This is a genomic window from Micromonospora sp. RTGN7 (genome assembly GCF_033804645.1).
GTDB lineage: Bacteria > Actinomycetota > Actinomycetes > Mycobacteriales > Micromonosporaceae > Micromonospora.
Window position 1 is genome coordinate 116930 of the sequence record NZ_JAPZLF010000008.1, and the last position, 22581, is coordinate 139510.

Sequence of the window (22581 nt, forward strand, 5' to 3'; positions counted from 1 at the left end):
GCCGCAATGTGGAGATTGGCTCTTGCAGGAGGGGGGATCGAACCGACCGCGAACCCGGTCTGGGGCGGGACGTTATCCCACCAGCGGGCCGGCGGGGTAGACCTAGCAAGCCGGGTTGACCTAACCGTTACGTTGAGTGGCGAGATTCACCTCAGTGGTGTAACACACAACCGGTCAGCGGGACGAAATCGGACATCGGACACTGACCGGAAACAGACCGATGACCCGCTCAAGCGGGCCACTGTTCCGTCGACCCCGACCACCCGCCGACGCCTTTTGCGTCGTCCGTCAGCAGCAACAGCCGGTCACCGGACCCGGCCACCGCGACCGCCCGGTCCGCCCCCGTCGGCAGCGGTCCCGGCAGCTCCACCGGCACCCACGCCCCACCGTCCGCCGTGAACCAGGCCGCCCCGCCATCGTCGGCCCAGACCACGGCCAACGCCCCGCGGCCCGTCGCCGCCAGACCCGCCACCTGCCCCGGCGCCCCCTTCGCCGCCGGCCCCAACGTGCCGCCCGGCCGCCAACCAACGATGCCCCTCGGCCCCTCGATCCAGGCACCGACGCGGTCGCCGCGACGGCCCACCGCGATGAGCCGCTCCCCCACCTCGACCACCCGCTGGAGCTCCCCCGGCGCGGACGCGGCCGGGTCCGCGCTCGCCACCGTCAGCGCCGCTCGCCGCCAGTCCAAGCCGTCCACCGAGGTCCACACCGCCGGCTCACCGCCCGGACGCCCCGACCCCCGCGCCGACCCCACCAGCACCCACCCCGACGCCGCGTCGATCACGTCCGCCGCCCAGGTGCGGCCCGCCGCGTCCGAGGCCAGCGGCGGTACGCCCGGGACCAGCCGGAACTCCCCCGCGTCGGGCGAGGACCAGGCCGCCGCGCCGGTGCTCCGGTTGCCCGCGATCACCCAGCCGTCCGGCCCACCCGCGATCCGCCCCACGTTCACCGCGTCCGGGCCGCCGAACACCTCGAACTCCGCCGGCACCTCCACCACCGAGCCGTCGGCGAGCTGCCGCCAGGTACTGACCCGAGGATTGCCGTGCACCCCGCCGCTCTTAGCGCCCACCGCCGCCATCCGGCCGTCGCGACAGCCCACCGCCGTCAGCACGTTCGCCGCGCCGTACGCGCTGCGCGCCGCCAGCCGCAACGGCGTCCACGCCGCCGCGTCGGGGCTGGACCAGGCGGCCGGCCGTGTCCCACCCGCAGCCTGCGCAACCGCGCCCACCACGAACCAACGGCCCGCGCAGGCCACCGCGTCACGCACCATGAGCCGCCCGGGGGCACCCGGCGGCACCGGCAGGGTCACCGGCTGCCAGTCGGGACGCAACGGGGGTAGCGGCGGCGGGATCGGGGCCGACCAGCATCCCGCCAGCACCAGCACAAGCCCGACCGCCGCGCCGAGCACCGCCGGCACCCTACGAGGAAACATGGACGAGACCGTATCGATCCGCCGCAACACCGGGCCCCGGCGCGAGGAGCCCTCGCGGTCGATGCCGTCAGGAGGCCGGCTGGGCCATCTCGCCGCCGGCGGTCTCGGCGAGGATCCGCTCGGCGACCTCCTTCATGGTCATCCGGTGGTCCATCGCCGTGCGCTGGATCCACTTGAACGCCTGCGGCTCCGTCATCCCGTACGTCGTCATCAGCGCACCCTTCGCGCGCTCCACCGCCTTGCGGATCTCCAGCCGGTCGGTCAGGCCGGCCACCTCCGCCTCCAGCGCGGCGACCTCCGAGTACCGCGACAGCGCGATCTCCACCGCCGGCACGAGGTCGCTCTTCTGGAAGGGCTTCACGAGGTAGGCCATGGCACCGGCCGCCCGGGCCCGCTCCACCAGATCCCGCTGGCTGAACGCGGTCAGGATGATCACCGGCGCGATCCGGTTGCCGGCGATCCGCTCGGCGGCGGCCAGCCCGTCCATGATCGGCATCTTGATGTCGAGGATGACCAGGTCGGGCTTCAGCTCCTCGGCGAGTCGGACGGCCGTCTCGCCGTCGCCGGCCTCGCCGACCACGTCGTAGCCCTCCTCGACCAACATCTCGGCCAGGTCCAGTCGGATGAGCGCCTCGTCCTCGGCGATCAACACCCGCCTGCGCTCGGCATCCGTCTGCGTCTCGGCCACGAGCCCACTCCCACCAGTCTGTGCCCGACACCGCCGTGCCGGGTGTCGCCGTCCCTAGCCTAGTGGGTAGTCTGTCTGGGCCGAACCATGGAAGCCCCTGTACTCCAACCGGAAGAGAGACGGAGCTCAAACCTCCGACAGTGTGGGTTCGAGTCCCACCGGGGGCACCAAAGGTGTCATACAGTCGTTCGAAAATGGGCGGGTGCATCCACCTGAGATACGCGCACAGGCCCGCCGCCTCTATCTTTCCGGGGCAACCGTCGCCGAGACCGCCCGAAGCGTCGGGTTGTCCTACGCAACGGTCCGCCAGTGGTGCAAGGATCCACCGGAGGGCAAACAGCAGCCCAGCGCGCTCCGGTGCTTCCGCTGTCGTTCACACATCGACAATCCAGCACATCCTGGCGTCTACGCCTACCTGTTGGGGCTGTATCTCGGGGACGGCCATCTGGTCACCTCCGCCCGGGTCCCGGTCCTGAGGATCTCGTGCAGCAACACCTGGCCAGACCTGATCGACGCCTGCGATACCGCCATGCAAACGGTTCTGGCGGCGAGGGTGCAACGGGTCCAGCAGCAGGGTTGTGTCAGCGTGCAGAGCTACGGGGTGCACTGGCCCTGCCTGCTGCCGCAGCACGGGCCGGGCAAGAAGCACGAGCGCCCGATCGTCCTGGCGGGCTGGCAACGGAAGATCGTCACCGCCCACCCCGGGGACTTCGTCCGCGGCCTGTTCCACTCCGACGGCTGCCGGGTTGCCAACCGGGTGACCACGCGCGGCAAGGGCTACATCTACCCCCGCTACATGTTCAGCAATGAGTCCGCCGACATCATGGGGCTCTGCCAGTGGGCGTTGGACCTGCTGGGCATCGCTTGGCGGATGAACCGCCGCAACTCCCTGTCGGTGGCCCGCCGGGAGGCGGTCGCCGCGCTGGACCGGCACGTCGGCCCGAAGTCCTGACCGCCCCGCAGCACGGCCCCCGGTCAGCCGAGCGCCGCGAGCGCCTGTTCCAGGTCCGCGCGCAGGTCCTCCGGGTCCTCCAGGCCGACGGAGATCCGTAGCAGCCCGTCGGCGGGCCGGGCGTCGCCGGCGACCGGGCGGTGGGTCAGCGAGGCCGGGTGCTGGATCAGGGTGTCCACGCCGCCGAGGGAGACGGCGTGGGTGATCAGCCGGCAGGCGCCGGCGACGGCGGCGGCGGCGGGCGCGCCGCCGCGTACCTCGAAGGCGAGCAGGCTGCCGGTGCCGGCCATCTGCCGGCCGACGAGCCCGGCGGGGTCGTCGACGCTGGGGTGGTGCACCCGGGCGACGGCGGGGTGGCCGGCGAGCCAGCCGGCGATCTTCTCCGCGCCGGACTGTTGGGCGCGGACCCGCACGGGCAGGGTCTGGAGGCCGCGGTGCAGCAGGTACGCGCCGAGGGGGTGCAGGATCGCGCCGGTGAGGGCGCGGACCTGGCGCAGCCGGGCGGCCCAGTCCTCGTCGCAGGCGACGACGCCGGCGAGGACGTCGCCGTGGCCGCCGATGCTCTTGGTGGCGCTGTGCAGGACGAGGGCGGCGCCGTGCCGGGCGGGCTGCTGGAGGACGGGGGTGGCGACGGTGTTGTCGACGAGCAGGGGCACGTCGCCGGCGGCGGTGGCGAGGGCGGCGATGTCGACGAGGTCGAGGGTGGGGTTGGCGGGGGTCTCGACGATGACCAGGGCGGTGTCGGGGCGGACGGCGGCGGCGACGCCGTCGGGGTGGGCCCAGGTGACGTCGGTGCCGAGCAGCCCGGTGGCGAGGACGTGGTCGGTGCCGCCGTAGAGGGGGCGGACGGCGACGATGTGGCGCTTTCCGTCGCGGGTGGCGGCGAGGATGGTGGCGGTGAGGGCGGCCATGCCGCTGGCGAAGGCGACGGCGGCGGCGGTGTCCTCCAGTTCGGCGAGGGCGGTCTCGAAGCGGGCGACGGTGGGGTTCCAGAGTCGTTGGTAGACGGCGTTGCCGCCGGCGGGGAGGGTGCCGCCGGTGGCGAGGAGTTCGTAGGCGTCGCCGCCCTCGTCGACCGACGGCAGGGGGTTGGTGGTGGAGAGGTCGATGGGTGGGACGTGGACGCCGAGGGCGGCGAGGTCGGCGCGGCCGGCGTGCACTGCTCTGGTGTCCACGGTCGTCATGGCGGGAAGCGTCGAACATCATGGCGACAGAGGGCAATAGTGCGGCAGAACATTCTGCGAAACGGGCTTTGACAACGTGTTGATTCGGTGCAGGATGGGCGGATGCCCCTCGCACCGAATGATCTTCGGCCGTTCTCGGCCCTGGACGACGTCGACCGCGCGATCCTGACCGAGTTGACCGTTGACGGCCGGCTACCGAACAACGCCCTGGCGGAACGGGTGGGGGTGGCGCCGTCGACGTGCCTGACCCGAACCCGGGCGCTGCGGGAGTCCGGGGCGATCCGGGGCTTCCATGCGGAGGTGGACCCGGCGGCGGTGGGGCTGCCGTTGCAGGCGCTGGTGTCGGTGCGGTTGACGGCGCACGAGCGGGCCGCGGTGGACGCGTTCCGGGCCAGGTCGGTGCGGCTGCCGGGGGTGGTGTCGGTGTTCCACGTGGCGGGCGCGGAGGACTACGTGTTGCACGTGCGGGCGGCGTCGGGGGACGCGCTGCGGGACTTCGTGCTGGACCATCTGGCGGTGGATCCGGTGGTGCAGCACACCCAGACGAGTCTGATCTTCGAGCAGGCGCGCGGGATGGGGTGAGCCACACGTATCCGGCGAGGGGAACAATTCCGGCGCGCAACGGCTTGGGGTGAGGCGTGATCGACGTACCCATGTCTGTTCTTGATCTTGCCCCGGTCGCGGCCGGCGCCACTGTCGGCGCGGCCCTGCGGCACACCACCGAGCTCGCCCGGCGCACGGAGGAGCTGGGCTACCGCCGGTTCTGGGTGGCCGAGCACCACAACATGCCGGCCATTGCCAGTTCGGCGCCGGCGGTGCTGCTCGCGCACCTGGCGGCGAAGACCTCGACGATCCGGCTGGGCTCGGGCGGGGTGATGCTGCCCAACCACGCCCCGCTGGTGGTGGCCGAGCAGTTCGGCACCCTGGAGGCGCTGCACCCGGGCCGGATCGACCTGGGGATCGGCCGGGCGCCGGGGACCGACCAGGTCACCGCGCTGGCGTTGCGCCGGACGACGGAAGGCCTGTCGGCCGAGGGGTTCCCCCGGGAGCTGGCGGACCTGATGAACTACTTCTCCGGCGAGCGGCCGGGGCCGATCACGGCCACCCCGGGGCGGGGCGAGCAGCCGGCGGTCTGGCTGCTGGGGTCCAGCGGGTTCAGCGCGCAGCTCGCCGGGCTGTTGGGGCTGCCGTTCTCGTTCGCGCACCACTTCAGCGCGCAGAACACGGTGCCGGCGCTCGCGCTGTACCGGCAACACTTCCGGCCGTCGCAGTTCCTGGCGGAGCCGTACGCGATGGTCGCGGTCAACGCGGTCTGCGCGGACACCGACGAGCGGGCGGAGTGGCTGTCGGGGCCGAGCGCGCTGTCGTTTTTGAAGCTGCGTTCGGGGCGGCCGGAGCCCCTGGCGACGCCGGAGCAGGCGGCGGCGTACCCGTACACGGCGGCGGAGCGGGAGTTCGCCCTCGCCCGGCGGGAGGGGCAGGCGCTGGGGTCGCCCGAGACGGTGCGCCGGCAACTGACCGAGCTGCTGGCACGCACGGGCGCGGACGAGTTGATGCTGACCACGCTGGTGTACGACGTAGCGGATCGGGTGCGCTCGTACGAGCTGATCGCGGAGAAGGTGGCCGGCGGGCTGCGCCGGGACGGGTGAACCTGCGGGAAACACGCGAAACACGATCTTCATACCGGCGTCACCCCCGCGTCGCGGTCGCCCGGTAACTTCGGTTCCGGTGGTGGTACGGCACACCCCGTCGGGACGGGTCGGGGGGTGCCGCGGTGTGGTGCACCGGGCCGCAGCTGTGCGGATTCCGCGGCTGCGGCCTGGTGCCTGCCACCGGCTGAGCGGCGCTCAGCGCAGGTAGATGTTCGGCACGGGCGGGGCGCTCATGCCGTCTCCGATGAAGAATCCCGGGTGTGGCGGCTGGTTGTAGGCCGTGTTCTGCCAGGCGATGGCGACCCGGTACTGCGGGTCGTGCATCAGCGTGTGGATCCGGGTGCTGGTCGGGGTCGGGGTGCTGTAGATGCGCAGCGCGGTGCTGTCGCTGGTGCGCCAGACGACCTCCTCGCGCCAGTCGCCGAGGAGGTCGCCGGAGAGCGCCGGGGTCGACTTGGTGCCGTTGTTGGACGCGACGCCGGTGCCGGTGAGCAGTCGGGTCTCGCCGCCGGTGCCGTACTTGTCGATCTTCGTGCCGTCGAGGAGTTCGCGCACCGGGTCGCCGTCCCACCAGGCGAGGAAGTTCGCCGAGGACGGCTTGCGGCCGACGTTCTGACCTCGGGTGTTGGCGAGGCCGTCGACGGCGGAGGACCAGGACTCGGCGCCGGGGCTGCCGGCCCAGATGTCGGCGCAGACGCCCCGGCCGTTGTCGCCGGAGGCGGGGGTGGACCAGATGATCTGGCCGGTGCGGGCGTCGGCGAAGTACGAGCTGGGCTTGCTGCCGTCCTCGTCGACCTTGAAGACCTCCAGGCCGGAGCGGCTCGGGTCGAGGTCGCCGACGTGCATGGCGTCGCCGTGGCCGTTGCCGGTGGAGTGCAGTAGCCGGCCGTTGTCGTCGATGGTGGCGGCGCCGTAGACGATCTCCTGCCGGCCGTCGGCGTCGACGTCGGCGATGGAGAGCTGGTGGTTGCCCTGGCCGGCGGCGGCGGAGTTGCCGGAGGTGTTGGAGTCGAACGTCCACCGCTTGGTCAGGGTGCCGTTGCGGAAGTCCCAGGCGGCGATGACGGCTCGGGTGTAGTAGCCCCGGGCCATGATCAGTGAGGGACGTTGGCCGTCGAGGTAGGCGGTGCCGGCGAGGAACCGGTCGACCCGGTTGCCGTAGTTGTCGCCCCAGGAGGAGACGGTGCCGCGCGGCGGGTCGTAGTCGACGGTGGAGGCGATGGCGCCGGTCCGGCCGTCGAACATGGTCAGGTACTCGGGTCCGGACAGGACGTACCCGCTGGAGTTGCGGTGGTCGGCCGAGGACGAGCCGATGAGCTGGCCGGTGCCCGACCGGGTGCCGTCGGCGGTCTTCATGGCGACCTCGGCGCGGCCGTCACCGTCGTAGTCGTACACCTGGAACTGGGTGTAGTGGGCGCCGGCGCGGATGTTACGCCCGAGGTCGATGCGCCACAGCCGGCTGCCGGTGAGGGTGTACGCGTCGACGTAGACGTCGCCGGTGTAGCCGGACTGGGAGTTGTCCTTGGCGTTGGACGGGTCCCACTTGAGCACGATCTCGTAGCGGCCGTCGCCGTCGAGGTCGCCGACGCTGGCATCGTTGGCGACGTAGGTGTACGCCTCCCCGCTGCTGGTGGTGCCGCCGGCCGGGGGCTGGATCGGCACGTCGAGGTAGCCGCCCGCGAACTGGAGCGCGGGGGCGGACGCCGCCTGCTCGGCGCCGTTCACCACGGCCCGCACGGTGTACGCCGACCCGGCCGCCGCCCCGCTGTCGAGGTGGTTGGTAGCACCGGTGATGGGGGTGCTGTTGACCTTCGTGGCACCCCGGTAGAGGTTGAACGACACCCCGGAGGTCTCGGTGCCCAGCAGCCGCCAGGAGACGAGGTTCCCGCTGCCGGATCGGACGCTGATCAGGCCCCGGTCGAGGTCCTCCAGTTGCTTGGCCCCGGCGGGCGGAGTGGTCGGCGGCGGAGTGGTGGGCGGGGGCGCGGTGGTGGGCGGCGGAGTGGTGGGCGGCGGGGCGGTGGTGGGGGCGGTGCCGCCGGTGCAGGTCGTGCCGTTGAGCGCGAAGCTGGCCGGGACGGGGTTGCTGGTGTCGTTCCACGAGGCGTTGAAGCCGAAGTTCGCGGTGCCGCCGGTGCCGATGGCCGCGTTGTAGCCGGCGTCGCGGGCGCTCACCTGCGTGCCGGACTGGGTGACGGTGGCGTTCCACGCCTGGGAGACCTGCTGGCCGGCGGTGTAGGACCAGGTGAGGGTCCAGCCGTTGACCGGGTCGCCGAGGTTGGTGACGGTGACGTCGGCGCCGAAGCCGCCGCCCCACTGGTTGGTGATCCGGTAGTCGACCCGGCAGCCGGCAGCGGCGGCCGAGGCGGTCACGGCGGTCAGGGTGCCGGCGGTGAGGGTGGTGGCCGCCGCCGCGGCGAGCAGCATGGTGCGGCGGCGGAATCTGGTGGGGTGCACGGGGGTGCCTCCGGAGAGGTCGGGCGCGCGGCGATCGGTGCCCGTCGGCCTGCCCTTGGCCGTCGGGAGGTGCGCCGCGCTGCGGCGGTGAGCGGACGGCATCGACGTCCGCGGTTCGGCTCCGCGCAGTACGGATGCTAGGACACCGCTTTCCCGCAGGCAACCAGTTGCGCTGCTGGCCGATGGGCGGACCGCCGGCGCCGAGCCGATGCGTCTTCCACTTGCCAGGAAACGGCTACTAAAATGTGAGACATGACCTCCGCCGTCTACACCCACGGACACCACGAGTCGGTCCTGCGATCGCACCGCTGGCGCACCGCCGCCAACTCGGCCGGGCATCTCCTGCCGGTCCTGCGGCCCGGGCTGACCGTGCTGGACGTCGGCTGCGGGCCGGGCACCATCACCGCCGACCTGGCGGCCCTGGTGGCCACCCCGGACGGGACCGGGCGGGTCACCGCCGTCGAGATCACCACCGAGGCGCTGGAGCTGGCCCGGGCCGAGATCGGGGCCCGGCGGCAGGAAAACGTCGACTTCGCGGTCGCCGACGTGCACACGCTCCCCTTCCCGGACGACTCCTTCGACATCGTGCACGCCCACCAGGTGCTCCAGCACGTCGGTGATCCGGTCCGGGCGCTCCGCGAGCTGCGCCGGGTCTGCCGGCCGGGCGGGCACATCGCGGTACGCGACAGCGACTACGGGGCGTTCACCTGGCATCCGCGGCGACCCGAACTCGACGAGTGGCTGGTGCTCTACCAACGGCTGGCCCGCGCCAACGGTGGCGAGCCGGACGCCGGACGCCGGCTGCTTGCCTGGGCGCACGCCGCCGGGCTGACCGACGTCACGGCGACGTCGAGCACCTGGTGTTTCGCGACCGCACAGGACCGGGCCTGGTGGGGTGGCATGTGGGCGGAGCGGGTGGTCGACTCGGCGCTGGGGCGTCAGGCCCTCGCCGCGGGAGTCGACCCGGGAGCGCTGGCGCGGATCGCGGCCGGCTGGCGGTCCTGGGCCGCCGAGCCGGACGGCTGGTACTCGGTCCTGCACGGCGAGCTGCTGGCCCGGCCCTGAGCGCCGACCGGGCCCGCCCGCACGGCATCAGGCCCGGCACCCGGCCGACGCATGCTCCGACGACGAGCGCGGAACGCGCTGCAGCGACCTCCTCGGCCGCCGTCGGAGTGGCCGCGTGGCGGGTTCAGCCCCTCCCGGTGGGGAGTTCAGCCCTTGACAGCGGCCTACGGAAGGGGCTGCGCGGGGGCGTTCCTCCCGTCGACCGACGCGGCACCGACCATGCCGGCGTCGACCGTGGCGACGTCAACCAGGCCGGCCTCGACCGTGGCGACGTCAACCGTGGCGGCGTCGACCGTGGCGCGGGCTCGGCGCACCCGGCGCAGCGCGCGGACGGCCAGGACGATCGCGACGAGCCAGCCGACGGCGAGCAGCGCGTAGACCAGCCACTGTGCGCCGCCGGGCAGGCCGCCGGCGCGGACCAGGGTGCGGGCGTTGGTCAGTACGATCACGCCGCCGATGGTGGCGCCGAGGAGCTGGGCCGGGACGATCCGGACCAGCCAGGCGGCGATCGGGGCGGCGATCAGGCCGCCGACGAGCAGCGCGGCGACGGTCGGCAGCAGGAAGCCCTCCGTGCCGAGGCCGATCAGGAAGCCGAGGCTGGCCGCGCCCGCCACCACGAACTCGGCGGTGTCGACCGAGCCGATGACCCGGCGGGGCTCCATCCGGCCGGAGACCAGCAGCGCCGGGGTCGCGACCGGGCCCCATCCCCCGCCGCCGGTGGCGTCGACGAAGCCGGCGACCAGGCCCAGCGGGGCGAGGAACCGGCTGCGCAGCGCACCGGCTGCCCCGTTGGAGCGCAGCGGCCGGGAGAAACGCACCAGCAGGTACGCCCCGAGGGTGAACAGGATCGCGGCCATCCAGGGCGCGGCGGCCTCGGTGGAGATCGCGCTGAGGAAGGTGGCGCCGGCGAACGCGCCCACGGCGCCGGGGAGGGCAATGCGACTCACCACCCGCCAGTCGACGTTGCCGAACCGCCAGTGGGCCACCCCGGCGGCGAGCGTCGTGCCGATCTCGGCCAGGTGCACCGAGGCCGACGCGGCGGCCGGGGCGACCCCGACGGCCAGCAGCAGGGTGGACGAGGTCAGCCCGTAGGCCATGCCGAGCGAGCCGTCGACCAGTTGTGCGACGAGCCCGACGAGGGCGAGGACCAGCAGCTTGCGCACGAGCGCCCCCTGACTTTTCGGCATCTCCTATCAACTTGGTCGACAATGCGGCACGGGCGAGCCCGGGTCAAGTCCCCTATCGGTTGGTGGGACGCGCCGGACGGCCGGGACCACACGGGACTCGTGCCGCGGTGGCGGACGACGCCGGTCAGCTCCAGGCGCGCGGATCGGCGGTCGGCCGGGCCGGTGCCCACACCCCGGGCACCCGGTCAGCTCCAGGCGCGCGGGTCGGCGGCCAGCTCGTTGACCCGCTCGGGCAGGGTGGCGTTGGCCACGTCGGCGATGGTGACCAGTTCGAGGATCTCCCGCTCGCTGGCCCGCAGGGCGATCCACACATCCTGCAACGCCCGGGCGGCACCGAGGTAGCCGAGCTGCTCCGGGCGTTGCCCACGGACGTGCGCCAGCGGCCCGTCGACCACCCGGATCACCTCGGCGAGGGAGATCTCCGCCGCCGGACGGGCCAGCCAGTATCCCCCCTCGGGGCCGCGCTGGGCGTGCACGATGCCGCCGCGGCGCAGTTGCAGCAGGATGCTCTCCAGGAACTTCGGCGGGATCTCCTGGGTCCGGGCGATCTGCTCGGCGGTCACCGGACGGGTTCGCCCGGCGTCGGCACCACCGGCGTCGGCACCACCGGCGACGGCCGCGAGTTCGACGGCCGCGCGGAGGGCATAGTCGACCCGGGCGGAGAGGCGCATGTCGGCCAGGTTAGTCGGCGGGCCGGCCGGCCGGGCTGCCGGCCCTCGGCCGAACGGACGAACCGGCATCGTCCCCACCGCCGGGGCACCACGGCTCTCGTCACTGGCGGAGTCGTGACACCATATCGGTGTCGCCGGCGCGACCGGACGGGGCCGACAAGGCGGGACGGAACGGCGCACCAGCGCGCGAATTTCGGAAGACAGCCAGGCCGATAGGGGCAGCGACAGCGATGCCGGAGATGACGCCGCTGGGTCCGCGGGACCCGGCCCGCACGGGCCCCTACGAACTGCTCAGCCGGCTCGGCGCGGGCGGCCAGGGCGTGGTCTACCTGGGCCGCGACCCGCAGGGCATGTTGGTCGCCGTCAAGATGATCAACCTCAACCTGCACCTCAACCCGCGTGCCAAGACGCAGTTCGCCAAGGAGATCGCCGCCGCCCGGCGGGTGGCGCCGTTCTGCACCGCGCAGATCCTCTTCGCCGACGTGGACAGCGACCCGCCGTACGTGGTGAGCGAGTACATCGAGGGCCCGACCCTGCAACGGCACGTTCGCGAACACGGCCCGATCACCGGCAACGCCCTGCACCGGCTGGCCGTGGGCACCGCCACCGCGCTCGCCGCGATCCACCAGTCCGATGTGGTGCACTGCGACCTCAAGCCCGACAACGTCGTCCTCGGCGCGGATGGGCCCCGGGTCATCGACTTCGGCATCGCCCGGGCGCTCGACGTCACCGAGACGATGACCAACAGGATCATGGGCACCGCGCCGTACATGGCCCCGGAGCGGTTCCGCGACGAGGAGGTCGGCCCGGCGAGCGACGTCTTCGCCTGGGCGGCGACCATCGCGTTCGCCGCGGCGGGTCGGCCACCGTTCGGCACCGGGACCATCGTCGCGGTGATGAACCGGGTGCTGCACGACCCGCCGGACCTGACCGGCTTCTCCGGCCCGCTGGCCGAGTTGGTCGGGCAGTGCCTGGACAAGGACCACCGGGCCCGGCCACCGGCCGAGCAGGTCCTGCTGCGGCTGCTGGGGCACGGGCGCACCGGGGCCCCGGTGCCCATCCAGACGGCGCTTCAGGCGGGCACCGACGCTGCGGCCACCCAACTGGTCCCCCGCCAGCCGGCTCCGCACGAGCCGACGGCGCACCATCCGGTGGCGCACCCACCGACAAGGCACCAGCCAGCGTCGTACCCACCGACGACGCACCAGCCGGTGGCGCACCCACCGACAAGGCACCAGCCGACGGCATACCCACCGACGACGCACAACCCGGTGGCGTACCCACCGACGACCTACCCGCCGACGGCGTACGAGCCGGTGGCGCAGCGGCCGGTCAGCCGGGAGCAGGTGGCGCAATCGCCGGCCGCCCCGCCCGGGTCGGCGTACGACCGGCACGGGCCCGGGCGGGACACCTGGTCGCGGCGCCTACGCCAGCAATACGCCGACGCGTGGGGAATCTCGGCGGCCATCTTCTTGGGCGCGGTCGGCGCGGCGGCCGGTTACGTCGCGTCCACCGCCGTCGGCACCGCCGCCGGCGTCGGGGCGGTGACGTTTGCCGTGGTCTATGGTGTCCGCCTACTGGTCGCCACCGCGCTGCCGGGAGCCGGCGCACCGTACGGCCCCGCACCGCACGGCCCCGCACCGTACGGCCCCGGGGCCGGTCCCGCACCTGAGCAGGGCGGACCGACAGTCCGTCCCGGCGCCTGAAAACCACCCCGAACCGAAGGAGGATCCGATGGCCACCGGTCAGCCTTCCACCCGACCGTGGTTGCCGTACTCGGTGGCTGTCGTCGCCGGCCTGGCGGTCATCGCCGCGGCGTACGTGATCGTGCGGCCGGCCCCCGGCGCGGACCGCGCCTCGTGCGTGGCGCTGGAGGTGAACTCCTCGACGGAGAAGGACCAGCTCCTCGGCCAGCTCGCCGGGCGGTACAACACCAGCGACCGGCGCTTCGGCGGGCGCTGCGCCCAGGTGACCGTGCACGGGCTCAACTCGGGCAAGGCGATGGAGGCGCTGGCGGCGGGGAACTGGGCCGGCCGGCAGCCGACGATTCCGGCCCCGCAGGTGTGGCTGCCGACGTCGTCGCTCTGGACGAGCCGGCTACGCGTGCTGGACGAGCAGGCCGGCCGGCCGGCGCAGACCGCCGAGCCCCGGTACCCGTCGATCGCGAACAGCCCGCTGGTCATCGCCATGCCCCGGGAGAAGGGTGAGCTGGTGCGGCAGAAGGGCCCGCTCGGCTGGGCGGACCTGCTCGGGCTCTCCGGGGACCAGGGCTGGGCGGCGTTCGGCAAGCCCGCCTGGGGTCGGTTCACCTTCGGCAAGGACAACCCCAACCTGTCCACGTCGGGGCTGGCGGCCACCATCGCCACCTACTACGCCGCCGTGGGCCGGTCCAGCGACCTGACCGAGGCCGACCTGGCGAAGCCCGGGGTGACCCAGTTCGTCCGCCGGATCGAGGCGAACGTCTCGCACTACAGCGACGACTCGGTGGACCTGCTGCGCGACCTGGCCGAGGCTGACCTGGGCGCGGGCGGGGACGCCCGGGCGCGGGACATGAGCGCGGTGGTGGTGCAGGAGGAGCTGGTCTACCAGTACAACGAGGGGCAGCTCAGTCCCAAGCTGGGCGAGAAGCCACGGGTGCCGCTGGTGGCGGTGCACCCGAAGGAGGGCACCTTCAACCTCGATCACCCGTACGTGGTGCTGCCCTCGGCCGACGAGGCACAGCAGGCGGCCGCGCAGGACTTCCTGACCTTCCTCCAGGACCTCCCCCAGCAGCGCAGCTTCGCCGAGCTGGGCTTCCGCGACCACGAGCGTCGGCCCTCCGACGCCCTGGTCGCCGCGGTCCGGGGCGGGTCCGGCACGGAGCTCGTCTACTTCGACCCGCCCGAGCCGGAGGTGGTCGACGCGATCCTGCGCGGGTGGGGCACGCTGCGCAAGAAGGCGAACATCCTGCTCGCCGTGGACACCTCCGGGTCGATGAACGCCCGCGTCGGCGGTAGCACCCGGTTCAAGGTGGCCACCGCCGCCGCCACCAAGGGCGTCAGCCTGCTCAACTCCGCCGACCAGGTGGCACTCTGGTCGTTCTCCTCGGAGACGCCGCAGCGGCCGAAGAAGCCCTACAGCGAGGCGGTCCGGCTCGGGCCGTTCAACCAGGCCGGGTTCACCCGCAGCCTCACCGGGCTGCGGGTGGAGGGCAACACCGCGTTGTACGCGACGGTTCGCGCCGCGCACCGCCACCTGCTCGACAACTACGACCCGGATCGGATCAACGCGGTGGTGGTCCTCACCGACGGCAAGAACGAGTACCCGAAGGACAGCGACCTCGCCCGGCTGCTGAAGGACATCGCGCTGGATCCGGAGCGGCCCGTCAAGGTCTTCTGCGTCGCCTTCGACCGGGAGTCCGACCTGAACGCTCTGGACCGGATCGCCAAGGCCAGCGCCGGCAAGGCGTTCGACGCCACCGACCCGGCGACGATCGACGAGGCCTTCGTGAAGCTGGTCAGCAGCTTCTGATCAGGAGCCGACCCGGCGCAGCAGGCCCTCCTGGACGGCGCTGGCGATGTGCCGGCCGTCGGCGGTGAACATGCGGCCGGTGGCCAGCCCCCGGGCGCCGGAGGCCGACGGGCTGTCGCAGTCGTACAGGAACCACTCGTCGGCGCGGAACGGCCGGTGGAACCACAGGGCGTGGTCGAGGCTGGCGCCGACCACCCCGCCGGGGCCCCACACCTCGCCGTGCACCGACAGCACCGAGTCGAGCAGGGTCAGGTCGGAGGCGTACGTGAGGGCGCAGGCGTGCAGCAGCGGGTCGTCGGGGAGCTTGCCGTCGATGCGCATCCACACCCGCTGGTGCAGGTCGGCGGGGCGGTCGCCGGGGCGTACCCAGCCGGGCTCGCCGACGTAGCGCACGTCCATCGGGCGGGGGATCTTCCCCCAGATGCCCAGCCGCTCGGGGTAGCGGGCCAGTCGGTCGGTCATGGTGGGCACGTCGTCGGGCAGGGGCACGTCCGGCGGGGTGGGGGTCTGGTGGTCCAGGCCCTCCTCGAACCGCTGGAAGGACGCCGACATGAAGAAGATCGGCTTGCCGTGCTGGAGCGCCACCGCGCGGCGCACGGAGAACGACCGGCCGTCGCGGACGTTCTCCACCTGGTATTCGATCGGCTCGGCGACGTCGCCGGCACGGACGAAGTAGCCGTGCAGCGAGTGCACGAACCGCTCCGGGGCGACGGTGCGGCCGGCGGCGACCAGGGCCTGGCCGGCGACCTGGCCTCCGTAGACCCGTTGCAGACCGATCGGGGGGCTCATCCCCTGGAAGGTCATCTCGCCGGTGTGCTCCAGGTCGAGGACCTGGAGCAACTGGTCCACGGCCGCCTGGCCGACAGCCGCCGCCTCGGTCACTGCAAGGCCCTCGCCGATGCCGCGTCGACCAGCGAGCCGAGCTGGTGCACCCGCAGGGTGTTGGTGGAGCCGGGGGTGCCGGGCGGGCTACCGGCGACGATCACCACGTAGTCGCCGGGGTTGGCCCGGTCGAGGCCGAGCAACGCCTGGTCGACCTGGCGGAACATGTCGTCGGTGTGCTCGACGAACGGCATCAGGAAGGTCTCCACGCCCCAGCAGAGGGCGAGCTGGCTGCGCACCTCGGGCACCGGGGTGAAGGCCAGCAGCGGCAGGTCGCAGTGCAGCCGGCTGAGCCGCTTGACGGTGTCGCCGGTCTGCGAGAAGGCCACCAGGGCCTTCGCGCCGATGGCCCGGGCGATCGACGACGCGGCGACGGTGAGCGCCCCACCGTGGGTGCGCGGGTCGTGCTGGAGCCGGGGCACCCCGATGGAGCCGGCCTCGGTGGTCGTGATGATCTTGGCCATGGTGCTGACGGTGAGCACCGGGTACTTGCCGACGCTGGTCTCACCGGAGAGCATCAGCGCGTCGGCGCCGTCGAGCACCGCGTTGGCCACGTCGGAGGCCTCGGCGCGGGTGGGCCGCGAACTCTCGATCATGGAGTCGAGCATCTGGGTGGCCACGATGACCGGCTTGGCGTTCTCCCGGCACAGCTGCACGGCGCGCTTCTGCACCAGCGGCACCTGGTCCAGCGGCATCTCGACGCCGAGGTCACCGCGGGCGACCATCACGCCGTCGAAGGCCAGCACGATCGCCTCGAGGTGGTCGACCGCCTCCGGCTTCTCCACCTTGGCCAGCACCGGGCGGCGTACGCCCTGCTCGTCCATGATGTCGTGCACGAGCTTGATGTCCTCCGCCGAGCGGACGAAGGAGAGCGCGATCATGTCGACGTTCAGCCCGAGGGCGAAGCGCAGGTCGTCGGCGTCCTTCTCGGACAGAGCCGGGACGCTGACCGCCACGTTGGGCAGCGAGACGCCCTTGTTGTTGGAGACCGGGCCACCCTCGGTGACCAGGCAGCGGATGTCGTTGCCGACCACATCGCTGACCTCGACGGCCACCCGGCCGTCGTCGATCAGCAGCCGGTCGCCGGCCTTCACCTCCTGCGGGAGCTTGCGGTAGGTGCAGGAGACCCGCTCCCTGGAGCCGAGGATCTCGTCGCCGGTGATCACCACCGAGTCGCCGGTGCGCCACTCGTGCGGGCCGTCGGCGAACCGGCCGAGGCGGATCTTGGGACCCTGGAGGTCGGCGAGCACGGCCACCGGCCGGCCCACCGTGTCGGCGGCCTCGCGGACGAGTCGGTAGACCGCCTCGTGGTCGGCGTGGCTGCCGTGGCTGAAGTTGAGCCTCGCCACGTTCATGCCCGCCTCGACGAGCCCCCGGATGCGCTCCGGGGACGCGGTGGCAGGGCCAAGAGTGCAGACAATCTTCGCGCGGCGTGTCACGCCCATCAGGCTAGTCTCTCCTCCGGGTCGGTCTACGGGCCGACCCCTTTCGGACTGCGGAACAGTGTGTGCGATGACGCCTCAACGCCCAGCACCCGGCGGGCGGAACCGCACCGGAGCCGTCGTCCGGAATCATCGTCTCGGCGGGCATCGGCGACCGCGCGCCGGGAATCGTACCGCCCGGCGTCAGCCGCCCCATGGCCGCGTTCCCCGCCATCGGGCGACGGTAGCAGCGGGCGCCTGGGACCGCCGTCACGATGCCGACACCCGACCGGACTGCCTCGGGGCGTCAGCTCTCCGTCTTGACGAGGGGGAACTCCACCGAACCGGCCGGGCAGAGGAATGTCAGCACGTCCACCCGGTAGAGCCCCGCCTGCACCGCCGGGTCGGCCTCCATGACGCTGCGCACGTCGTCCACGGAGCCGGTGTGGGCCAGGCCGAAGCCGATCGGCGGGTCGGGCTCGCGGGCGGGTCCGTCGATCGAGCCGGCGACCAGCACGATCCCCCGCCCTTGCAGCGCCCGCATGTGCTCGGTGTGCTCGGCCTGCAACTGCTGGATCGTCTCGGCGGGCAGAGCCCGGCCGGAGGGCCCCGGGTACAGCACGATGCACTCGTAGGTGTCGAGCGCTGCGTCAACCTGCGGCATCCCCGTCATGGCGTTCCTTCCCCGATCCCGACGGAAACCGGCCGGGCGGCCCGGCGGCCGTCATCCCCGGCTCAGCGTCGCACGGGGCTGGCCGACGGCGGGACCGCTCGGCGCAACTGCCCGGCCTTTCCGTTCGGTGATCGAACCACTACCTTCTGAGGGATTCTCACAACCGTCGATTGGGAGGCTGCGTGGAAGAGTTCGACTACGTCGTGGTGGGCGCGGGCGCCGCCGGGTGCGTGCTGGCCAACCGGCTGAGCGAGGACCCGGGAACCCGGGTGCTGCTGATCGAGGCGGGCGGCTGGGACCGCAGTCCCTTCGTCCGCGTACCCAAGGGGTTCAGTCGGTTGATGGACGACCGGCGCACCGCCTGGCACTACCCGGCGGAGGCGGCGCCGGCGCAGCGCGAGGTGTGGCAGCGCGGCCGGCTCGTCGGCGGGTCCAGCTCCATCAACGGCATGGTGTACGGCCGCGGCGACCGGCTCGACTACGACGGGCTGGAGCGGCTCGGCAACCCGGGCTGGGGCTGGGACACCATGCTGCCGATCTTCAAGCGGCTGGAGGACCATCCGCTGGGGGCCTCCGAGGTGCGGGGCGCGGGCGGGCCGCTACGGCTCTCCTCGGCGACCGGCACGGACGAGCTGTGCGAGGCGACGATCGCCGCCGGGGAGGCCCTGGGCTGGCGCCGGGTCGACGACCTGAACGCCGAGGACGACGAGCGGATCGGTTACCTCACGGCCACCATCCACGACGGCAGCCGGGTCAGCGCCGCCACCGCCTTCCTGCACCCGGTCCGGGACCGGCCCAACCTGACCGTCGCGGTGGAGACGGTCGTGGTGCGGGTCCTCGTCGACGGCGGCCGGGCGGTCGGGGTGCGCACCCGCAGCCGGGGGCGGACGGTCGACTACGCCGCCTCCGCCGAGGTGCTCCTCGCCGCCGGGGCGATCGCCACCCCGCAGTTGTTGCAGGTCTCCGGGATCGGGCCGGCGGACACGCTGCGCCGGGCCGGGGTGGACGTGCTGCTGGACCGGCCCCGGGTGGGGCTCGGGCTGCGCGAGCACCGGTCGACGCCGGTGCAGTTCCGGTTGGTCGGCGACGGCGGCTACAACCGGATGCTCGGCAGCCTGCTCGGGCAGGGGCTGGCCGCGCTGCGGTACGCGCTGACCCGGCGGGGCCCGCTCAGCCTGCCCGTGCACGACGTCGGGGCGCACATCCGGTCCGCCCCGGATGTCGACCGTCCCGACGCGCAACTGCTGATCGCGCCCTTCTCGGCCGCCCCCCGTCGGCCGGGTCACGCACTGGAGTTGGAGACCGAGCCGGGAATGATGGGGCTCTGCACGGTCACCCGGCCGGAGAGCGAGGGCAGTCTCGCCATCACCTCGGCCGACCCGTCGACGCCGCCCCGGATCGTCGCCAACTACCTCACCACCGACCACGACCGGCGGGTCGCCGTGAACGCGTTCCGGCGGATGCGGGAGCTGTTCGCCACCGACCCGGTCGCCGGACGGATCGCGGTCGAGACCATGCCCGGTCCTGACGTACGCGACGACCGGGAGATCCTCGAGGCGGCGCTGACCCTGGGCTACTGCGGCTATCACGCGGTGGGCACCTGCGCGATGGGCCCCGACGACGCGCACGTCGTCGACCCCGAGCTGCGGGTACGCGGGGTCGACGGGCTGCGGGTGGTGGACGCCTCGGTGCTGCCGGTGCTGGTGTCGGGCTACCTCAACGCCCCGGTGATGGCGCTGGCCTGGCGGGCGGCCGACCTGATCCTGAGCGGGGCGGCCCAGCCGACGGGTCTCCGACCGACGTCGTAGTTGTTCCCGGCCAACTGGCACTGCGTCGATCGCCCGGCCGACCTGTTGCGGGGCACGCGTCCGGGTCGGAGCCGTTACCCTCCGGTGCAAGGCCGTCGCCGGCCCGGCGCTCGTGCGGTGGTGGGGCGGCGGGCACCGCGCGAGGCGAGGAGACAACACATGACGGCAGGCGAGCAGGGCGAGACGGTCGAGGAGAGCCCGGTCGGCTGGGTGGCTGAGCACGTGCGGCAGTACGTGGCGACCGACGGTGCCGACGGCTCCACGTTCCAGGGCTACGAATCGCTGCTGGTCACCACCCGGGGCCGCCGGTCGGGCAAGCTGCGGCGGACCGCGTTGTTCTACGGCCGGGACGGCGACCGGGTGGTGCTGGTGGCGTCCAGCGGGGGTTCCGCGACGCACCCGAGCTGGTATCTGAACCTCGTCGACGATCCCGAGGTGGAGGTGCAGATCGGCGCCGAACGCTTCCGGGGCCGGGCCCGGACGGCGTCGGCGCAGGAGCGGCCCGAGCTGTGGGAGATGATGGCGAAGATCTTCCCCCAGTACGCCATCTACCAGCGGGAAACCGACCGGGAGATCCCGGTCGTGGTGGTCGAGCGGGCCTGACCGGGCGGCCGCCTCCGACGCGCCTGCGGGATTGGGGCTTACGCGCCTACGGGATGGGGATTTACGAGGCCAACCGCTGACGTGCGTGGTGACCGGAGCTGGTCGGTTCGACGCCACGTTCGGGCTGGTTGATCTCGGCCCACACCGCATCGAGGGAGAGGCCGAGGACGTCGGCGATCGCAGCGATGGTCGGGAAGGCAGGGGTCGCTACCCGGCCCGACTCGATCTTCCGGAGGGTCTCCGGTGAGACGCGTGCGTCGAGCGCGGTCACGAGCATCGAGCGTTCTCCCCTGGCGCGACGCAACAGGGCACCGAGGCGCTGTCCGCGCTCGACCTCTGCGGGTGTGAGCGGCAACCTGACCATGGCTCCGATTCTAGTACCGGGATAGTATGGCCGGGATAGTTGTTGGTTGCGTGCGGAAGGCGCTGCATGATCGAGATCCTGGATCCCACCGAACTGCCCCGAGCGAGGGAGGCAGGTGCCCTGGTCGCTGACATCCTGCAGACGCTGAAGAGTCGCAGCGCAGTAGGCACCAACCTCCAGGACATCAACCGGTGGGCCGAGACCATGATCGTCGCGGCTGGAGCGCTGTCCTGTTACGTCGACTACGAGCCATCTTTCGGACGCGGGCCGTTCGGCCACTACATCTGCACGTCCGTCAACGACGCCGTGCTCCACGGCCTGCCGTACGACTACCCGCTCGCCGACGGCGATCTGCTGTCACTCGACCTCGCCGTCTCCCACGGCGGAGTCGTCGCAGACTCTGCCATCAGCTTCATCGTGGGCGACTCAAAGCCCCCGGAGAGCGTCGCGCTGATCAGCGCGACCGAACGCGCGCTGCACGCGGGGATAGCCGCAGCCGGCCCGGGGGCTCGCGTCGGCGACATCTCCCACGCCATCGGCTCAACCCTCCGCGAAGCGGGATATTCGGTCAACACCCAGTTCGGCGGTCATGGCGTCGGCTCAACGATGCACCAGGACCCGCACATTTCGAACACCGGGCGGCCCGGCCGTGGATACCGACTGCGCCCCGGGCTGCTGCTGGCACTGGAGCCGTGGGTCATGGCGGACACCGCTGAACTCATCACCGACGCCGACGGGTGGACGCTCCGAAGTGCGACAGGCTGCCGGACCGCACACAGTGAGCACACGGTCGCCATCACCAGCAACGGGGCCGAAATCCTCACCTTGCCGAAGCAGGCGCACTCCTGAGGTCGGAGCCACGCCTACCCCTGTGCTCCTGACGCCTCATCGCGAATCAGCGGTGAAAAGGGAGGTTTCCGGGGCCCCGTCAGGAGCCAGCACCACGAGCCCGGCCTCCTGGACGAAGATGGACCGTCGCGCCACCGCGTCGCCCTTGGCGTCGAGCTGGTAGCCGTCCAGCCAGATCCAGCCGTAGTAGGTGATCCAGTCCGCGTGCACCCGGATCAGCCGGAAGAAGATCGGCCGCACGAACTGCGGGCTCGCCGCACTCGTCAGGTGCAGGAGCATCCCGGCCCGAAGGTCGGTCACGCCAGCCAGCCAACGAAGCGACGGTGCAGCGTCCCGGCCGGAGCCCAGCTCATGTCCTGACTGGCGGCCACGAGGTACGACCCCATGTAGAGCACCAGGGCGACCGGCGAGGCCGCGTACTCGGTCAGCAGTTCACGGCGGCGGGTGGCGCAGGGCCAGGGGGCGGAGCAGCCGGCGCAGAGCCAGAGGGGCAGAACGGGGCCGTGGTCGGTCACTGCTCCTCCCCCGGCCAGTTGCCCCGGCTGATCGGGATCCGATGTTTGTGCCGGCAGGGCAGTTCGTTGCCGCACTTGCAGACGTAGCGCCACCCGATCCACGACCAGACCGGCTTGTGCCGGCGGGCCAGGGTCATCGCCGTGGCGAGCAGATACTCCTTGAAGGACACGTGTCGCGGCATACGGTTACGGTCCCCGTAGGACAACGAGTCAATTGGCAATAGCCGATCGGACAGTAGGCATCCAATTACTTTCGGCTGCCATGGAACGTGACCGGGGGTCCCTGATGGGGCCCTACGAGATCGCAGAACGCCTGGGCGTCTCGCGGCAGCGGTTCCAGCAGCTCGCCCGGTACCCCACCTTCCCGAAGCCCTACCAGGAGCTACGCGGCATGAAGGTGTGGCTGACCGAGGACGTCGAAGAGTGGATCAAGAAGTACCGCCAGCCGCGCCCGACCGAGGACGACACCCCGGCCTGACCAGGTAGCCCAGGCGGGGCTGACGCGCTGCCAGGACGTGGCGGCCCATGGTCTTCTCCATCGAAGATGTGGATCACGTTCCGGCTGGCTGCCTGGAACGTGATCCACATGGCTACGCTCGATCAGTCACGGGGTGACCGGAACGGTGTAGACCTCCGGGCCCGCCACCTGTCCGCGGACGCGGGATCGC

Annotated in this window: 23 protein-coding genes, 1 tRNA gene and 1 pseudogene; 12 read left to right on the forward strand and 13 right to left on the reverse strand. The window is 72.3% G+C overall.

Annotated elements, in window-relative coordinates; translation table 11 throughout:
- Window positions 1-229: 229 nt before the first annotated feature.
- Both SNR22_RS14050 and SNR22_RS14055 read right to left on the reverse strand, forming a co-directional pair.
- Window positions 230-1432 carry a hypothetical protein gene (locus SNR22_RS14050; RefSeq protein WP_320066996.1) on the reverse strand — a complete coding sequence of 401 codons (1203 nt, stop codon included), beginning with the start codon at window positions 1430-1432 and terminating at the stop codon, window positions 230-232.
- 67 nt (window positions 1433-1499) lie between these two features.
- Window positions 1500-2120, reverse strand: a complete 621-nt coding sequence (locus tag SNR22_RS14055; protein ID WP_320066997.1) for an ANTAR domain-containing response regulator — start codon at window positions 2118-2120, stop codon at window positions 1500-1502.
- Between the two features lie 93 nt (window positions 2121-2213).
- On the opposite strand from SNR22_RS14055, the gene SNR22_RS14060 reads away from it, so the two are divergent.
- The 3 genes and pseudogenes from SNR22_RS14060 to SNR22_RS14070 all read left to right on the forward strand — a co-directional run bounded on the left by SNR22_RS14060 (window position 2214) and on the right by SNR22_RS14070 (window position 3072).
- A tRNA-Leu gene (locus SNR22_RS14060) sits at window positions 2214-2290 on the forward strand.
- A 32-nt stretch (window positions 2291-2322) separates the two neighbouring features.
- Window positions 2323-2430: pseudogene (locus SNR22_RS14065) on the forward strand (terminase gpP N-terminus-related DNA-binding protein); the annotation flags it as partial.
- Window positions 2431-2649: 219 nt separating this feature from the next.
- Complete coding sequence (locus SNR22_RS14070) at window positions 2650-3072, forward strand: hypothetical protein (protein WP_320067164.1); 423 nt, start codon at window positions 2650-2652, stop codon at window positions 3070-3072.
- Between the two features lie 23 nt (window positions 3073-3095).
- Here the strand turns inward: SNR22_RS14070 and SNR22_RS14075 are convergent, their stop codons facing one another.
- Entirely contained in the window at window positions 3096-4256 is a 1161-nt protein-coding gene (locus SNR22_RS14075; protein WP_320066998.1) for a trans-sulfuration enzyme family protein, read from the reverse strand.
- Between the two features lie 102 nt (window positions 4257-4358).
- Here SNR22_RS14075 and SNR22_RS14080 point away from each other — a divergent pair, with 102 nt between their 5' ends.
- On the forward strand, window positions 4359-4838 hold the full coding sequence (locus SNR22_RS14080; RefSeq protein ID WP_320066999.1) for an Lrp/AsnC family transcriptional regulator: 480 nt from the start codon (window positions 4359-4361) through the stop codon (window positions 4836-4838).
- Window positions 4839-4894: 56 nt separating this feature from the next.
- Window positions 4895-5905: an LLM class flavin-dependent oxidoreductase gene (locus tag SNR22_RS14085; RefSeq protein ID WP_320067000.1), complete on the forward strand. Its 1011-nt coding sequence runs from the start codon at window positions 4895-4897 to the stop codon at window positions 5903-5905.
- 198 nt (window positions 5906-6103) lie between these two features.
- On the opposite strand, the gene SNR22_RS14090 is transcribed toward SNR22_RS14085, so the two are convergent.
- Window positions 6104-8365 (reverse strand): cellulose binding domain-containing protein, encoded by a 2262-nt coding sequence (locus SNR22_RS14090; protein WP_320067001.1) that lies wholly within the window; start codon window positions 8363-8365, stop codon window positions 6104-6106.
- Between the two features lie 252 nt (window positions 8366-8617).
- On the opposite strand from SNR22_RS14090, the gene SNR22_RS14095 reads away from it, so the two are divergent.
- Complete coding sequence (locus tag SNR22_RS14095) at window positions 8618-9430, forward strand: class I SAM-dependent methyltransferase (protein ID WP_320067002.1); 813 nt, start codon at window positions 8618-8620, stop codon at window positions 9428-9430.
- A 164-nt stretch (window positions 9431-9594) separates the two neighbouring features.
- On the opposite strand, the gene SNR22_RS14100 is transcribed toward SNR22_RS14095, so the two are convergent.
- Both SNR22_RS14100 and SNR22_RS14105 read right to left on the reverse strand, forming a co-directional pair.
- Complete coding sequence (locus SNR22_RS14100) at window positions 9595-10593, reverse strand: sulfite exporter TauE/SafE family protein (RefSeq protein WP_320067165.1); 999 nt, start codon at window positions 10591-10593, stop codon at window positions 9595-9597.
- A 209-nt stretch (window positions 10594-10802) separates the two neighbouring features.
- Entirely contained in the window at window positions 10803-11288 is a 486-nt protein-coding gene (locus tag SNR22_RS14105) for an Rrf2 family transcriptional regulator (RefSeq protein WP_320067003.1), read from the reverse strand.
- A gap of 239 nt (window positions 11289-11527) precedes the next feature.
- Between SNR22_RS14105 and SNR22_RS14110 the strand changes: the two genes are divergently transcribed.
- Both SNR22_RS14110 and SNR22_RS14115 read left to right on the forward strand, forming a co-directional pair.
- A complete protein-coding gene (locus SNR22_RS14110) occupies window positions 11528-12994 on the forward strand; it encodes a serine/threonine protein kinase (protein ID WP_320067004.1) in 1467 nt (488 codons plus the stop codon).
- A 28-nt stretch (window positions 12995-13022) separates the two neighbouring features.
- Window positions 13023-14798 carry a vWA domain-containing protein gene (locus SNR22_RS14115; RefSeq protein ID WP_320067005.1) on the forward strand — a complete coding sequence of 592 codons (1776 nt, stop codon included), beginning with the start codon at window positions 13023-13025 and terminating at the stop codon, window positions 14796-14798.
- On the opposite strand, the gene SNR22_RS14120 is transcribed toward SNR22_RS14115, so the two are convergent.
- From SNR22_RS14120 to SNR22_RS14130, 3 genes are all read right to left on the reverse strand, one after another.
- Window positions 14799-15680: an acyl-CoA thioesterase II gene (locus tag SNR22_RS14120; protein ID WP_320067006.1), complete on the reverse strand. Its 882-nt coding sequence runs from the start codon at window positions 15678-15680 to the stop codon at window positions 14799-14801.
- Complete coding sequence (pyk, locus tag SNR22_RS14125) at window positions 15677-17125, reverse strand: pyruvate kinase (RefSeq protein ID WP_320067007.1); 1449 nt, start codon at window positions 17123-17125, stop codon at window positions 15677-15679. Before pyk ends, SNR22_RS14120 begins: the two co-directional genes overlap by 4 nt.
- Before the next feature lie 283 nt (window positions 17126-17408).
- Window positions 17409-17774 carry a YciI family protein gene (locus tag SNR22_RS14130; protein ID WP_320067008.1) on the reverse strand — a complete coding sequence of 122 codons (366 nt, stop codon included), beginning with the start codon at window positions 17772-17774 and terminating at the stop codon, window positions 17409-17411.
- Window positions 17775-17956: 182 nt separating this feature from the next.
- Here SNR22_RS14130 and SNR22_RS14135 point away from each other — a divergent pair, with 182 nt between their 5' ends.
- Both SNR22_RS14135 and SNR22_RS14140 read left to right on the forward strand, forming a co-directional pair.
- Window positions 17957-19582 (forward strand): GMC family oxidoreductase, encoded by a 1626-nt coding sequence (locus tag SNR22_RS14135; RefSeq protein WP_320067009.1) that lies wholly within the window; start codon window positions 17957-17959, stop codon window positions 19580-19582.
- A 159-nt stretch (window positions 19583-19741) separates the two neighbouring features.
- The gene (locus SNR22_RS14140; protein ID WP_320067010.1) at window positions 19742-20185 is read left to right on the forward strand and encodes a nitroreductase family deazaflavin-dependent oxidoreductase; all 444 of its coding nucleotides are present in this window, start codon (window positions 19742-19744) and stop codon (window positions 20183-20185) included.
- A gap of 61 nt (window positions 20186-20246) precedes the next feature.
- Here the strand turns inward: SNR22_RS14140 and SNR22_RS14145 are convergent, their stop codons facing one another.
- Window positions 20247-20549, reverse strand: coding sequence for a helix-turn-helix transcriptional regulator (locus SNR22_RS14145; RefSeq protein WP_320067011.1), 303 nt, complete (start codon window positions 20547-20549; stop codon window positions 20247-20249).
- 66 nt (window positions 20550-20615) lie between these two features.
- Here SNR22_RS14145 and map point away from each other — a divergent pair, with 66 nt between their 5' ends.
- Window positions 20616-21398 carry a type I methionyl aminopeptidase gene (map, locus tag SNR22_RS14150; protein ID WP_320067012.1) on the forward strand — a complete coding sequence of 261 codons (783 nt, stop codon included), beginning with the start codon at window positions 20616-20618 and terminating at the stop codon, window positions 21396-21398.
- A gap of 36 nt (window positions 21399-21434) precedes the next feature.
- On the opposite strand, the gene SNR22_RS14155 is transcribed toward map, so the two are convergent.
- The 3 genes from SNR22_RS14155 to SNR22_RS14165 are packed head-to-tail and all read right to left on the reverse strand — an operon-like array spanning window position 21435 to window position 22095.
- Entirely contained in the window at window positions 21435-21677 is a 243-nt protein-coding gene (locus tag SNR22_RS14155; RefSeq protein WP_320067166.1) for a hypothetical protein, read from the reverse strand.
- A gap of 17 nt (window positions 21678-21694) precedes the next feature.
- A complete protein-coding gene (locus SNR22_RS14160) occupies window positions 21695-21913 on the reverse strand; it encodes a hypothetical protein (RefSeq protein WP_320067013.1) in 219 nt (72 codons plus the stop codon).
- Complete coding sequence (locus SNR22_RS14165; protein WP_320067014.1) at window positions 21910-22095, reverse strand: hypothetical protein; 186 nt, start codon at window positions 22093-22095, stop codon at window positions 21910-21912. The genes SNR22_RS14160 and SNR22_RS14165 overlap by 4 nt, the downstream gene beginning before the upstream one ends.
- Window positions 22096-22175: 80 nt before the next feature.
- On the opposite strand from SNR22_RS14165, the gene SNR22_RS14170 reads away from it, so the two are divergent.
- On the forward strand, window positions 22176-22391 hold the full coding sequence (locus tag SNR22_RS14170) for a hypothetical protein (RefSeq protein ID WP_320067015.1): 216 nt from the start codon (window positions 22176-22178) through the stop codon (window positions 22389-22391).
- Window positions 22392-22581 lie beyond the last annotated feature (190 nt).